Origin of the sequence: Streptomyces zhaozhouensis, from assembly GCF_900230195.1 — a bacterium.
GTDB lineage: Bacteria > Actinomycetota > Actinomycetes > Streptomycetales > Streptomycetaceae > Streptomyces > Streptomyces zhaozhouensis.
The window spans coordinates 1-12,970 of sequence record NZ_OCNE01000011.1; the positions used below are offsets into that span (position 1 = coordinate 1).

Sequence of the window (12,970 nt, forward strand, 5' to 3'; positions counted from 1 at the left end):
AGGCCGGTGATCTCGGTGCCGCCGACCCAGATGCGTCCCGAGGTGACGGTGTCGAGACCGGCCAGGCAGTGCATCAGCGTCGACTTGCCCGAGCCCGAGGGGCCCATGATCGCGGTGAACACCCCCCGCTCGATGTCCACACTCACCCCGTCCAACGCCGAAACCCGCGTCTCGCCCTCTCCGTAGGACTTGACGACGGTCTCCGCTCGCGCGGCCACGGCCGAATGCCCTCCGCTGCCCCCGGTCGTCGGATTGACTACAGCCGTTGTCACGTGCGTTCTCCTTGCGCGTCGGAAACGTGGGGAACCCCGCTCACGCCCGCGCTCGAACGCGCGGCGTCTACCCCGTTGGCCGGTCCTCGCCCGTCGACGTCCGACGGACGACTTCCAGCAAGTACCCCTAAGAGAGTAGGGGCCGCCTGGCGCGTCCTCGTCAGCCCCCGGTAGGAGGTGGGGGTCAGTGAGAAGTAGCAGGGTTCCCCTAAGGGGCCCCCACAGAGGGGGAGAACGCGCGGGGGCGGCTCCCCCTCGCGGTGAACGTCGGGTGAGCCCCACCGGCCGCCCCACCCGCCCCACCAGCAAGGGAAGGAACGGTCCGCACGGTGGTCAGGACCGGTGCCGCCGCCTAGGATCAGGCCGCGTAAGATCGACCAACCCCACTGGCTCGTCCTCGGGAGTACCCCAGTGAAGCGCCGCACCTCCACGCTCGCGGTCACGGCCGCAGCCCTGCTCGTCGCGACCCCTCTGCTCACCGGCTGCTCCACCGACGCCCACCCGGGCGCGGCCGCCGTGGTCGGCGGCGAGAAGATCACCATCGCCAGTGTGCAGGACCGGGTGGAGACCATCCGCGAAGCCCAGCGGGAGCAGCCCGAGGGGGACCAACTCCTCCAGGCCAGCGCCGGGTTGACGCGCCAGACGGTGGACTTCCTGGTCTATCTGGAGGTGCTGGAGGCCGCCGCCGAGGAACACGGTGTCGAGGTGACCCGCGCGCAGATCCAGGAGAGCCGGGCCATCGCCGAGCAGAGCGTGGGCGGCGCGGAGGCCCTGCGGCTCAGCGCGCTGACCACGACCGGCGGGCTGCCGATGGCCGGCGACGAGCAGATCGACCAGGTGCTGCGCAGCCAGCTCCTCTTTCAGGGGGTGGCGCAGCGCCTGAACGCCCCCGCCGGCCAGGAGGGCCAGCTGGTGATGCGCGAGGCGCTCGCCGAGACCGCCGAGCGGATCGGCGTCGAGGTCAACCCCCGCTACGGCGAGTGGGACTCGGAGCAGGTGGTGCTGGCGGAGTCCGACACACCGTGGCTGCGCTCCGAGCAGCCCGCCGAGGACCAGGCCGAGTTGCCCGTCCCGCCCGCCTGACGGGCCCGCCCCGCTCCTCCGGGGGCGTCGGTGACCTCCCCGGACGTGCGGTTTAGTCTCGACGGATGACCGTGCGCGAACTCAACGGTGCCCCCGGCCGGATCGTCCTGCTGACCACCAGCCACCGGGTGGCTCCCGGGCTGCTCTCCTGGCCCGCCTGGCAGGTGCTGCACGAGGCCGATCTCGTGGTCTGCCGGGAGGCCGAGCACCCGCACGGCCCCTATCTGCGCGAGGCCGGCGTCACGGTGCGCCAGGGCGTGCCGTCGGCGGCCGAGTTGGTCTCCGCCTGCGCGGGTGGCCGCACGGCGGTGGTGATCGCCGGCGCCGAGGGCGAGCCGGGACTCACGGACGAACTCGCGAGGTTGGCCGGTTCTGGTCGGTCGGCGGCGCTGCCGGCGCTGGAGTTGCTGCCCGGCTCCTACGACCTGCCGGGCGCCCGGCTGCTCGACCTGGTCCGGGTGATGGACGAGATCCGGGCCAACTGCCCGTGGGCCTCGATCCAGACCAGCGAGGGCCTGACGGCCTTCGGGGTCGAGGAGGTCTACGAGCTGGTCGAGGCCGTGGAGAACGGCGACCCCGCGGAGATCCGCGAGGAGTTGGGCGACGTGCTCCTCCAGGTCGTCTTCCACGCCAGGATCGCCGCCGACGACCTCGACGAGCCCTTCGACATCGACGACGTCGCCGGCACGATCGTCACCAAGCTGATCCGCCGCCACCCGCACATCTTCGGCGACGCGAAGGCGGAGACGCCCGAGGACGTCAAGGCGCTGTGGTTCGAGGTGAAGGCCGAGGAGAAGGCACGCACCTCGGTGACGGAGGGCGTGCCGCTGGGGCAGCCGGCGCTGGCGCTGGCCGCGAAGCTGGCCGGGCGGGCCAGGCGGACCGGCCTGGCCGTCCCGCTGCCAAAGACCCCGCAGGACGGGGGGTTCGGCTACCGGCTGTTGGCCCTGGCCGCGGAGGCCGAGGCGGCCGGCGTCAACCCGGAGACGGCGCTGCGCGCGGCGGCCCGCGCCTACCGCGACACGATCGTCGCCTCCGGCGGTTAGCCGAGAAGGGGCGCGGGGAACGGCGCGAGCGACCACCCACCGGGAGAGCCCGACGCGTCGGTGTGGTCGCCCCCGTCAGAAAGCCCCCGCGGCACGTCACGGTTCCAGGCGGTGCGGCGCCGCGCCGGTGAGGAGGGTGGCGAGGCCGGTGAGGACGTCGTGGCCGAGATACCAGTCCCCGCTGTGGTCGATCCCGTACAGCCGCCCCTCCGTGTCCAGCGCCAGCAGCGCGCCGCTGCCCAACTCCTCGCCCAGCGGCGCGAGTCGGCCACCCAACGCGTACCCCAGGTCGCTGAGCACCCGCGCCCAGTGCAGCCCGGCCAGCGGATCGATCACGACGGCGCTCGGCGCGAACGCCACCCCGGGACCGTTCGGTTGCAGCGTGATCTCGCCCAGCTCGGCCCAGGTCTCGAACGCCGCCGGGAACAGCTCGTGCGGGTGCCCCTGCGGCGAGCGGTGACCGCTGAGGACGTCGGCCCACGCCTCCGCCTTGGCCGCGTGCCCGCGCCCCGGGCGCCAGCCGGCGGCCTCCAGCGCCTGGTCCACGGTCCCGACCGACCAGGGCGCGCCCTGCGTCGGCCCGCCGAGGGTGTCGCCGCCGAACGTTCCTCCCCGCGCCGCGGCCGGCGCCGGGGTGAGGCTGGTCACGCCGAGTCTGGCCAGCAGCACGGCGCAGGAACGGCAGTGCGCCGCGTGCGCGCCGTGCCGTGGGTCGCCGTCCTCGCGGATGTGGCGGCAGATGATTCCCGCGCCGTTCAGCGCGTGGCGGGCCTGCTCCAGGCTGCCGGCTCCGGTCTCGAACAGCCAGCGGGAGAGCAGGGCGGGCTCCGGGCAACGTCCCAGGTGACGTTCCCGTTGAGCGGTGCCGAGACCGGCGAGGATCTCGGCGACCACCGGATGCGGTTCGGGCGGTGGCGTGCTGCGGCTGGCGGTGCCGGTCAGCGGTTGCGCCCGTTCCGGGAGGGAGAGCGCGGCGGCGGTGGTCGGCAGGATGCCGTCCCTGCGACGCAGCAGCGCGGGAGGGTCAGGACGGGCGTCCTCCGCTTGCGAGGCGCCCGACGACTGGCCGTGGATATCCGATATCACGAGGACGATCGTGCCACCGTCCGCAAACCCCATAGGCTGTGGCGCGACAGCGAGAGGCGACAGCAGGGGGCGTTCACGCCATGACGACAGGTCGGCTCGGCCAGCAGGCCGCGCCACCGAACCGGGCCTATGCCGGTCAGGTGGTGCAGTTCCCCGATCCGGTCCGCGCGGCGAAGTATCCGCACGGTGTCCGGGTGGACGCGGAGGGTTATCCCGACTTCTCGCCCTACGCCAGAGCGGCGGCCGAGATCGCCGAGCCGCCCGCCGGCTTCGGCGTCGACGAGCTGCGGCTGACCGACTACGTCTCCGCCAACGCCGCGCTGCACGCCTCGGGTCACGAGCTGTGGGCCGAGCTGCCCGCCGTCGCCACCCCGCACGGCTGGACCTGGCACCACGTGGCCCGCTCACGCCGGCTCGAACTGGTCCCGGTCGAGGTGAAGGCCCTGCTCCGGCACCACGGCGGCCTGGCCACCACCGCCGTCGACCAGAACAAGCGCGGCACCAGGCCCCTCGCCGACCCGCGTCCCGCGCACTTCGGGCTGCCGGCGTCGGCGGCCGTGCCGGAGGAGCGGCTGCGGACCGCCGAAGAGAAGCTGGGCTACCGGCTGCCGCCCGCCTACCGCGCGTTTTTGAAGGCCGCCGGCGGCTGCGCGCCGGTCGGGGTGGCGCTCGACGCGGAGCTGGGACTCCTGGTCGACCAGCCGTTCTTCACCCTCAGGGAGGAGGCGGCGGTCGACGACCTCGTGTACGTCAACAAGTGTTTGCGCGACCACCTCACCAAGGACTATCTGGCGGTCGCCTTCGTCCAGGGCGGCATCGTGGCGGTGAAAGTGCGTGGCGAGGGCGCCGGTTCTGTCTGGCTCTGCCCGGTGGACGACGCCCGCGACCGGGACGGGCTGACCGTGGCCGACCGGGTCGGCGAGCTGCTGCTGCCCTGCGGCGACGACTTCGACGGCTTCCTGCTGCGCCTCGCCGGCTCGCCGCCCGAGCTGGAGTCGGTGGCGAATCTGATGGTGGACGGCGGTTTCGCGAACGCCGTTCCGGTGGGGAGGTGAGTGCCGTGGTGACGTTCGCACAGGCGCAGGAGCGCGCCGAGCGCTGGGTCGACGGCGCCGGCGCCGAGGGCCAAAAGCCCGAGGTGCGGGTGCGCGAGTTCGACCTCGGCTTCGTGGCGTGGGCCGAGGACGCCTCGGGCTCCGAGGTCGGCGGCGGCCGGCTGGTCATCGCGCGGGAGAGCGGCGAGGCCACCTACTGGCCGAGGCTGCCCGTCGGCGAGGTGATCCGCCGCTACGAGGAGGAGTACGGCCCGGCGGAGCCGGCGGCCCCGGCGGCGCCCGAGCCGCCGAAGGTCATGGCGGAGGAGGCGACGTCGTTCATGTTGACGCCGCCCAAGTGGCTCCAGGAGGCGGGCGACAAGGCCGGCGTCCCGGGCGGCGCCCCCGGGAACGACGCGCCGAAGGACCAGACGCCGCCGAAGCCGGAGGCCCCCGGCCCGTTCGCTCCCCCGCGTCCGGAGCCGGCGGCTCCGCCGCCCGTGCCCGCCCCGGCCGTGCCCCCGCCGCCGGCCCCGTTCGCGGCCGGCCCGCCGAAGCCCGAGCAACCCGAACGGCCCGAGCCCGCGGCCGACAGCCCGTGGGCGGCTGCCGACGTGACGCCCCGCGCTGGCGAGGGCTCGTCCGGCGGCGCGTCCGCCGGCGGGGCCTCGCCCTGGGCCGGGACCGACACCTCGGGCAGCGCCGACGAGGCCGAGTCGATGGCCCCGCCGCTCACCGTCTTCTCACCGCCCGTGCTGGGAGACGACGACAAGCCGAGCCCGAGCGCCGCCGCCGAGGCCAAGACCACCGTGATGCCGCAGGGCAGTTCGCTCCCGCCGACGGCCGTCGCCCCGCCGCCTCCCGGCGCCCCCGCCGGGCCGCCGCCCGGCATCCCCGACGCGCCGCCCGGCGCGCCGATGGGCCCCCCGCCCGCACCGCCGGGCGGCCCCGGCACGCCGCCCCCGCCGCCCGCCGCCGGAATCGCGGACGAGGAGACCCACAAGGCGCGGGTCGGCGGTCCCGGCGCAGGGATGCCGGTGCCGCCCCCGCCGTCCGCCCCCGGCACCCCCAGGCCCGGCCAGGGCCAGGCCGACGAGCCGACCTCGGGCGAGGAGGCCCCCTACGTCGCGACGCGGATGGTCGACCCCGACGTCGTCTCCTCGGTGCGCGGGCCGGGCGGCGGCACGCCCCCGCCGCCCGGCGCGCCCGCCGGCCCCCCGCCCCCGCCCGGCGCGGGCCCTGGCCCGATGCCGGCCCCCCCGGGAGCGCCGCCGCAGGGCACCCCGCCGCCGGGTGCCGGCCCCGGCACCCCGCCGCCGCCCGCGCCCGGCGCGGGGACACCGCCGCCGCAGTCCTACGGCTACCCGCAGGAGCCCCAGCCGGCCGTCGGCTCCGGCTACATGGCCGTGCTGCGCTACCGCGGGCCCGACGGCTCGGAGCAGCAGCTGATCCGACGCTCCGCGCCGGGGATGCCGCACCCGGAGTGGCAGATCCTGCACGAGCTGATGGCGATGCAGGTGCCCGCGCAGCAGGTGATCGAGCTGCACACCGAGTTGCAGTCCTGCGAGCTGCCGGGCGGCTACTGCGCGCGGATGATCCGGGAGACCTGGCCGCAGGTGCGGATCACGCACACCGCCGCCTACGGCACCGACTTCGCCTCACGCCAGGCCGGGGTGCGCCATCTGGTGGAGCACCAGGACGAGCTGCAGCAGTTCGCGGACGGCCCGCAGCGCTCGGCGCCGGTGCGCGCGCCGCTGCCGCAGCAGGCGCCGGCCCCCGCGGTGGGGCTCGACGTGATCGGCCAGGAGCTCGCCGAGGCGTTCGGCCCGCAGCTGGTCTTCCGCTACGAGCCGCACTTCGCCTCCCGGCAGGGGGTGCCGGAGATCGTCGCCAACACGCTGACCTGGAGCGGGCTCCCCGTGGAGCTGCCGCCGTTCTTCTGGGCCCGCGCCCAGCCGGGGGCGCCGATCCCCACGCTGGCCGAGGTGGCGATGGAGCGCGGCGTGCAGCCGGCGCCGGACGCCGGCTCGTACCTGGTGGTCGGCAGCGACTTCGGCAAGCAGTTGTGCGTCCAGTACGGGACGGCGCACATCGTCGCCGTCCCGCTGGAGGCCGGCCCCGGCGGACAGCCGGTGCCGCCGCAGTTCGTCAACGCCTCGCTGCCGCAGTTCGCGCGCTCCATGGCGCTGCTGGGGCGGATGTGGCGGTTGCGGTACGGCCTGACGTCGGAACAGGCGGGCCGCTGGACCAAGGACTTCCAGGCCCAGCTGGCCTCCCTCGACCCGATGACGGTGGCCGACCCGGAGAGCTGGTGGTCCGTCCTGCTCGAACAGATGTGGGACGGCCTGCTCTGACCCCTCCCCCCGCGCCCCGCCCAGGGGCGCGGGGGCCGCGCGGGCAGCCCACCACCGGGCCGCGGACGACGCCGTCGTCGCCCCCGCCCCCCAGAAAACGCGTTCGCACGCCGCTCGGGTGAGACCGTGCCCCGCGTTCCGGATGCCCCCGAGGTGTTTGGGGGATCATCTGCCTATGACAGGTTTCCGGACGGTACGCGGGCGGGGGTACTCGCCGGAGCAGGTCGACCGCGCGCTGGCCGAGTTGGGCCGGGAGCGGGACCTGGCGTCACGGCGGCTCGTGGAGCTGGGCGAGCTCGTCGAGCGGCTCACCGAGCGGGCGACGCGGCTGCGCGAGGAGGCGGCGGCGCTGCCCGAGCCGGACTTCGCGGAGCTGGGCGAGCGCGCCGAGCTGCTGCTGGCCGAGGTGGCGGACGAGGCGGCCGAGGTCAGGGAGTTGGCGAGCGCCGACGGGGAGGCGCTGGTCGGCGAGGCGGAGGAGTGGGGCCGGGGATTACGCGAACGGGCGGCGAAGGAGGCGGCCCGGATCCGGGTGGCCGCCGAGGCGGCCGCGGAGCGGACCGTCGCCGAGGCCACCGAGGCGGCCGAGGCGCGACTGGCGACGGAGCGGCAGGCGGCCGAGCGGACCCGCTCCGAGGCGGAGGCCACCTTCGCCGACGTGGTGCGGCACGCCGAGGCGCTGGTCGCCGAGCAACGCGCGCGGCAGCGGGCCAGCGGCCGGCTGGCCGACGAGCGCATCGCGGCCCGCACCGAGTCGGTGGAGAGCCGGGTGGCCGAGCTGACCCAGCGGGCGGACGCCCTCTGGGAGCGCGCCAGGCGCGACCTGGCCGACGCGGAGGCCGCCGCCAGGGCGCGGAACGAGGCGGCCGAGACGCGGCGGGCGGAACTGCTGGCCGAGGCGGACACGCGACGGCGGCGGATCGAGCAGGACGCCGAGCGGCTGGCCCGCCTCCAGGAGGAACGGGCGGAGCAGGTCCGCGCCTATCTGGCGCATCTGCGGACCACCTTGGCCACGTTGACCGGACGCACCCCGCACCGCCCGGACGACGGGGAACCGCCACACCGGGACGAACGCGCGGCCGCCGACGAGGGGACCACCGGAGGGTTCGGGACGCTTCGCTCCGGTCGGGCCGACGAGAGCACGACCGACCGAGGCTGACCCGAGCTGACCCGAGCCGACCCGAGCCGACCCGACCGGAGCTGACCGGCGCTGACCGGCGCCGACCACGACCGACCGTCACTGACCACGGCTGACCACCGTTGACCACGGCTGACGGAGTCTGTTGCGGCGGGACGTGCGGGGCGCGTGGGTATCCTGCGGAACATTCCCCGTCGCTCCGAGTTCTCATGTGCACGCCCCGGTTTCCCGGCCGGGCCCGGGGCGTGCACGAGCGCACGACCACACCGACCGAAGGACGCGATTTCCGTGAGCCCCAACCGTCCGGCAGCCATCATCGTTCTCGCAGCGGGTGAGGGGACCCGCATGAAGTCGACGACGCCCAAGGTCCTGCACGAGCTGTGCGGCCGTTCCATGGTCGGGCACGTGGTGCTGGCGGCCGGGGAGCTGGAGCCGGAGCGGCTGGTGGTCGTGGTGGGGCACGGCCGCGAGCGGGTCGTCGCGCACCTGGCCGAGCTGGACGCAGGGGTGCGCACCGCCGTGCAGACCGAGCGGCGCGGCACGGCGCACGCGGTGCGCACCGCGTTGACCGCGCTGGCGGAGGAGGACGGCGCGACGCCGACCGGCACGGTCCTGGTGACCTGCGGCGACACCCCGCTCCAGACCACCGCCACGCTGCGCGCCCTGGCCGAGCGGCACGCGAGCGAGGGCAACGCGGTGACGGTGCTGACGATGGAGCTGCCGGACGCCACCGGCTACGGGCGGGTGGTGCGGGAGCCGGACGGCTCGGTCGCGGAGATCGTCGAGCACAAGGACGCCTCGCCGGCGACGCGGGCGATCCGCGAGGTGAACTCGGGTGTCTTCGCCTTCGACGGGGCGCTGCTCGCCGAGGCGCTGGAGAAGGTCGGCACGGACAACAGCCAGGGCGAGGAGTACCTGCCCGACGTGCTGCGCATCCTGCGGACCGCGGGTCACCGGGTCGGCGCCGAGCTGGCGACCGACCCGACCGAGCTGGTCGGCATCAACAACCGGGTGCAACTGGCGCACGCCAGGCGCCTGTTGAACGACCGGCTGCTGGAGGCCGCGATGCTGGCCGGGGTCACGGTGGTGGACCCGGCCAGCACCTGGGTCGACGCGACGGTCACGTTCGAGCCGGACTCCGTGGTCGAGCCCGGCACCCAGCTGCTGGGCGCCACCCACGTGGGGGCGTACGCCGAGGTCGGCCCGGGCAGCCGGCTGCGGGACTGCACGGTCGGCGAGGGCGCCTCCGTGGTGCACACGGTGGCGGACACGGCGGTGATCGGCTCCGGCGCCAAGGTCGGGCCGTACTCCTACCTCCGCCCGGGAACGCTGCTCGGCGAGGCCACGAAGGTCGGCGGCTTTGTCGAGGTGAAGAACTCCTCGCTCGGCACCGGCACCAAAGTCCCGCATCTCTCCTATGTCGGCGACGCCACCATCGGTGAGCACACCAACATCGGCGCCTCCAGTGTGGTGGTGAACTACGACGGCGAGGCAAAGCACCGCACCACGATCGGTTCGCACTGCCGGACGGGCGCCGACAATACCTTTGTGGCGCCTGTCACGGTCGCGGACGGAAGTTACACGGCGGCCGGCTCGGTCATCACCGCCGACGTTCCCCCGGGATCACTCGGTGTAGCCCGTGGTCGGCAGCGGAACGTGGAGGGTTGGGTGGCCCGCCGCCGTGCGGGCTCGGCGGCCGACGAGGCGGCCCAGGCGGCTCTAGCTGCGGCGGAGCCCGATCACGATCAGGACTGACGGGTTCGCTCGGGGCCCTCCACGGCGTACCGTAAGGAGGGCCCCTCTGTTCCGGAGTAGGCCGAACGAGCGCATCCTCGGAGCCAAGGAGACTGACTGTGACCGGGATCAAGACGACCGGTGAGAAGAAATTGATGCTCTTCTCCGGCCGCGCCCACCCCGAGCTGGCGAAGGAGGTCGCCGCCGAATTGGGCGTGGGACTGGTCCCGACCAAGGCTCAGGACTTTGCCAACGGCGAGATCTATGTGCGTTTCCAGGAGTCCGTTCGCGGCGCCGACTGTTTTCTGATGCAGAGTCACACGGCACCGATCAACAAATGGATCATGGAACAGCTGATCATGATCGACGCGTTGAAGCGGGCGTCGGCGCGGAGTATCTCCGTCATCATTCCGTTCTACGGTTACGCCCGCCAGGACAAGAAGCACCGCGGTCGCGAGCCCATCTCGGCGCGGCTGATGGCCGACCTGCTCGGAACGGCGGGCGCGCACCGGATCATCGCGATGGACCTCCACGCCGACCAGGTCCAGGGGTACTTCGACGGTCCTGTCGACCACCTCTTCGCGCTGCCGGTGCTGACCGACTACATCGGCAGCCGCGTCGACCGGGAGAAGCTGACCGTGGTCTCCCCCGACGCCGGCCGGGTGCGGGTCGCCGACCGCTGGGCGGACCGGCTGGGCGCCCCGCTGGCCATCGTCCACAAGCGCCGCGACCCGGACGTGGCCAACCAGGTCACCGTCCACGAGGTGGTCGGCAACGTGCGCGACCGGGTGTGTGTCCTGGTCGACGACATGATCGACACCGGCGGCACCATCTGCGCCGCAGCCGACGCGCTCTTCAGCAACGGCGCCTCCGACGTGATCGTGGCCGCCACCCACGGCGTGCTCTCCGGGCCGGCCGCCGACCGCCTGAAGAACTCGCGGGTGAGCGAGTTCATCTTCACCAATTCGCTGCCGACTCCCAGCGAGGTCCACCTGGACAAGATCACCGTGCTGTCGATGGCGCCGACCATCGCCAGGGCGGTCCGCGAGGTCTTCGAGGACGGATCGGTGACCAGCCTCTTCGAGGGCGACGCGTAACCGCCCGGGAAACGGGCCCCGCCGGGGCCTCTCCCGACCGTGTTCTGGAGAGGCGCCGGCGGCGGGTAGAATCGGGCCCGTTGCTCGGCGAGGGAGGCCCGGAGGGGCTTATCCGTTATCGACGCGCTCTTTGTGCAGGCCCGCCCTGGGCCGGGTGACCGAATTCTTTTCCGGTCACACCACAAGGAGTTCCGCCATGTCGGACGTGAAGATCAGCGCGGCGCCCAGGAGCGAGTTCGGCAAGGGTGCCGCCCGCCGCATCCGCCGGGAGGAGCGCGTTCCCGCCGTCGTCTACGGCCACGGCACCGACCCGGTCCACGTGACCCTGCCGGGCCACGAGCTGATGATGGCGCTCAAGACCCCGAACGTCCTGATCACCCTGGACATCGAGGGCCGCCAGGAGATGGTGATCCCGAAGGCCGTGCAGCGGGAGGCCATCCGCGGCTTCCTCGTCCACATCGACCTGCTGGTCGTCAAGCGCGGCGAGAAGGTCACCGTCGAGGTCCCGATCGTCGTCGAGGGCGAGCTGGCCCCGGGCGGCGGCCTGCTGGAGCACGTGCTCAACACCCTGCCGATCGAGGCCGAGGCCACCCACCTCCCCGAGTCGGTCACCCTCTCCATCGCCGGCCTGACCATCGGCGACTCCGTCCTGGCCAAGGACGTCAAGCTGCCGGCCGGCTCCAGCCTGGCCGTCGAGCCGGAGGACGTCGTGGTGCAGGTGCTCCAGCCGCAGGCCGAGGAGCCCTCCGCCGACTCCGCCACCGAAGAGGAAGCCGGCTGAGGCGCAGCCCCGCGAGGGTGGGCCCGACCGGGCCCACCCGGCCCGAGGAGACGAGAGACTCATGAACGACGCCGCGCACGCGCCGGCGCCCGACGGGCCGTGGCTGATCGTCGGCCTCGGCAATCCGGGCCCCGGCTACGCCGCCAACCGGCACAACGTCGGCTTCATGGTCGTCGACCTGCTGGCGCGGCGGCTGGGCGGCGGGTTCAAGGCCCACCGCTCCCGGGCCGCCGTGCTGGAGGGCCGCCTCGGCCCCCCCGGCTCGGGCGGCCCCCGGGTGGTGCTGGCCAAGCCGATGTCCTTCATGAACGTCTCCGGCGGGCCGACCGGCGCGCTCTGCTCGTTCTACGGCGTCCCCCCGTCCCGACTCGTGGTCGTCCACGACGAGTTGGACATCGACTACGGGGTGCTCCGGCTGAAGCGCGGCGGCGGCGACAACGGCCACAACGGGCTGAAGTCGATCACCTCTGCGCTCGGCAGGGACTACTACCGCGTCCGGTTCGGCGTGGGCCGCCCGCCCGGCCGGATGGACGTCGCGGCCTTCGTGCTGAAGGACTTCTCGACGACCGAGCGCAAGGACCTCGACTACCACGTGGACCGCGCGGCCGACGCCGCCGAGGCGCTGGTCAGCGAGGGTCTGGAGCGGGCGCAGAGCCGCTACAACGGCTGACCGGCGGGCGGCCGGGCCCGCCAGGACTTGACCAGCGCCCTGGCTTTGGCCAAAGATCTGCGCCATGTCAGCGTCCCGGCCCCGCCGCAGCGCGGCGCGTCGCGCCGGCGAGAGCGCCTTCGGCGCGCTGCTGCTGGCCCGCCTGGTGATCTCCTGGCTGCTCGCCGTCGCCCTGGTGGCCGGCGGGGCGTGGGCGTCCTGGGAGGACGCGCGCTACGCGTTCGGCGTCCGCGACGCCGAGGAGAGCGAGATCACGCTGCTCCGCTGCGAACCCGAGGGCTGCGCCGGGGTCTCCACCGCCAGCGGCGACATGGTCGTCCTCGAACAGCGGATCGGGCGCGCGGAGGGCGAGCGCCTCACGGTCGTCCGGCCGCCCGACGGTGACGTCGTCCTGCGCTCGGACGGCGCCGGCCGGCTCTACTCCCTGGCGCCGCTGGCCGGCGGCCTGCTGCTCGCCTCCGTCGTCGTCGCGGGCGGCCTGCGCCGCTACCGCGTCGCCTGGACGGTCGCCGGCGTCGCCCTCGCCCACCTGCTGCTGACGTTCCTCCTCTGGATCTGAGCCGAACGCGGCCCACCCACCCGGTGCGGCACCGTGGTCGACTGACCCCCGCCACCCACGCGCCGCGCCCCTCCCCGCGCCCCCGAGCCGCCCACCGACGGAGAAGGGGCGCGGGG

At 74.1% G+C, this 12,970-nt stretch carries 12 protein-coding genes; 10 read left to right on the top strand and 2 right to left on the bottom strand.

Annotation, left to right across the window (positions count from 1 at the left end):
- The coding region (locus CRP51_RS16205) for an ATP-binding cassette domain-containing protein (protein WP_141514617.1) at positions 1-272 on the bottom strand (272 nt) is incomplete at its 3' end.
- Positions 273-683: 411 nt separating this feature from the next.
- Between CRP51_RS16205 and CRP51_RS16210 the strand changes: the two genes are divergently transcribed.
- Positions 684-1,355, top strand: coding sequence for a SurA N-terminal domain-containing protein (locus tag CRP51_RS16210; protein ID WP_097231933.1), 672 nt, complete (start codon positions 684-686; stop codon positions 1,353-1,355).
- 65 nt (positions 1,356-1,420) lie between these two features.
- The gene (locus CRP51_RS16215; RefSeq protein ID WP_097231934.1) at positions 1,421-2,401 is read left to right on the top strand and encodes a nucleoside triphosphate pyrophosphohydrolase; all 981 of its coding nucleotides are present in this window, start codon (positions 1,421-1,423) and stop codon (positions 2,399-2,401) included.
- 96 nt (positions 2,402-2,497) lie between these two features.
- On the opposite strand, the gene CRP51_RS29165 is transcribed toward CRP51_RS16215, so the two are convergent.
- Positions 2,498-3,487 (bottom strand): SUKH-3 domain-containing protein, encoded by a 990-nt coding sequence (locus tag CRP51_RS29165; RefSeq protein ID WP_212615926.1) that lies wholly within the window; start codon positions 3,485-3,487, stop codon positions 2,498-2,500.
- 80 nt (positions 3,488-3,567) lie between these two features.
- Here CRP51_RS29165 and CRP51_RS16225 point away from each other — a divergent pair, with 80 nt between their 5' ends.
- The 8 genes from CRP51_RS16225 to CRP51_RS16260 all read left to right on the top strand — a co-directional run bounded on the left by CRP51_RS16225 (position 3,568) and on the right by CRP51_RS16260 (position 12,854).
- Positions 3,568-4,542, top strand: a complete 975-nt coding sequence (locus tag CRP51_RS16225) for an SMI1/KNR4 family protein (RefSeq protein WP_097231936.1) — start codon at positions 3,568-3,570, stop codon at positions 4,540-4,542.
- A 5-nt stretch (positions 4,543-4,547) separates the two neighbouring features.
- A complete protein-coding gene (locus tag CRP51_RS16230; RefSeq protein WP_170970573.1) occupies positions 4,548-6,875 on the top strand; it encodes an SUKH-4 family immunity protein in 2,328 nt (775 codons plus the stop codon).
- A 175-nt stretch (positions 6,876-7,050) separates the two neighbouring features.
- Positions 7,051-8,034: a coiled-coil domain-containing protein gene (locus tag CRP51_RS16235; RefSeq protein ID WP_097231938.1), complete on the top strand. Its 984-nt coding sequence runs from the start codon at positions 7,051-7,053 to the stop codon at positions 8,032-8,034.
- Between the two features lie 267 nt (positions 8,035-8,301).
- Positions 8,302-9,768, top strand: a complete 1,467-nt coding sequence (gene glmU, locus CRP51_RS16240; protein WP_097231939.1) for a bifunctional UDP-N-acetylglucosamine diphosphorylase/glucosamine-1-phosphate N-acetyltransferase GlmU — start codon at positions 8,302-8,304, stop codon at positions 9,766-9,768.
- Positions 9,769-9,866: 98 nt separating this feature from the next.
- On the top strand, positions 9,867-10,844 hold the full coding sequence (locus CRP51_RS16245) for a ribose-phosphate diphosphokinase (protein ID WP_097231940.1): 978 nt from the start codon (positions 9,867-9,869) through the stop codon (positions 10,842-10,844).
- A 196-nt stretch (positions 10,845-11,040) separates the two neighbouring features.
- Complete coding sequence (locus tag CRP51_RS16250) at positions 11,041-11,625, top strand: 50S ribosomal protein L25/general stress protein Ctc (RefSeq protein ID WP_097231941.1); 585 nt, start codon at positions 11,041-11,043, stop codon at positions 11,623-11,625.
- A 61-nt stretch (positions 11,626-11,686) separates the two neighbouring features.
- Positions 11,687-12,295, top strand: a complete 609-nt coding sequence (gene pth / locus CRP51_RS16255) for an aminoacyl-tRNA hydrolase (protein WP_097231942.1) — start codon at positions 11,687-11,689, stop codon at positions 12,293-12,295.
- 64 nt (positions 12,296-12,359) lie between these two features.
- Positions 12,360-12,854 (top strand): hypothetical protein, encoded by a 495-nt coding sequence (locus CRP51_RS16260; protein WP_097231943.1) that lies wholly within the window; start codon positions 12,360-12,362, stop codon positions 12,852-12,854.
- The last annotated feature ends 116 nt before the right edge of the window (positions 12,855-12,970 follow it).

Excerpts from the sequence above, each read along its gene's own strand:
- CRP51_RS16215 (WP_097231934.1), top strand. The coding sequence starts at position 1,421 with ATGACCGTGCGCGAACTCAACGGTGCCCCCGGCCGGATCGTCCTGCTG.
- CRP51_RS16225 (WP_097231936.1), top strand. The coding sequence starts at position 3,568 with ATGACGACAGGTCGGCTCGGCCAGCAGGCCGCGCCACCGAACCGGGCC.
- CRP51_RS16235 (WP_097231938.1), top strand. The coding sequence starts at position 7,051 with ATGACAGGTTTCCGGACGGTACGCGGGCGGGGGTACTCGCCGGAGCAG.
- CRP51_RS16250 (WP_097231941.1), top strand. The coding sequence starts at position 11,041 with ATGTCGGACGTGAAGATCAGCGCGGCGCCCAGGAGCGAGTTCGGCAAG.
- pth (WP_097231942.1), top strand. The coding sequence starts at position 11,687 with ATGAACGACGCCGCGCACGCGCCGGCGCCCGACGGGCCGTGGCTGATC.
- CRP51_RS16260 (WP_097231943.1), top strand. The coding sequence starts at position 12,360 with ATGTCAGCGTCCCGGCCCCGCCGCAGCGCGGCGCGTCGCGCCGGCGAG.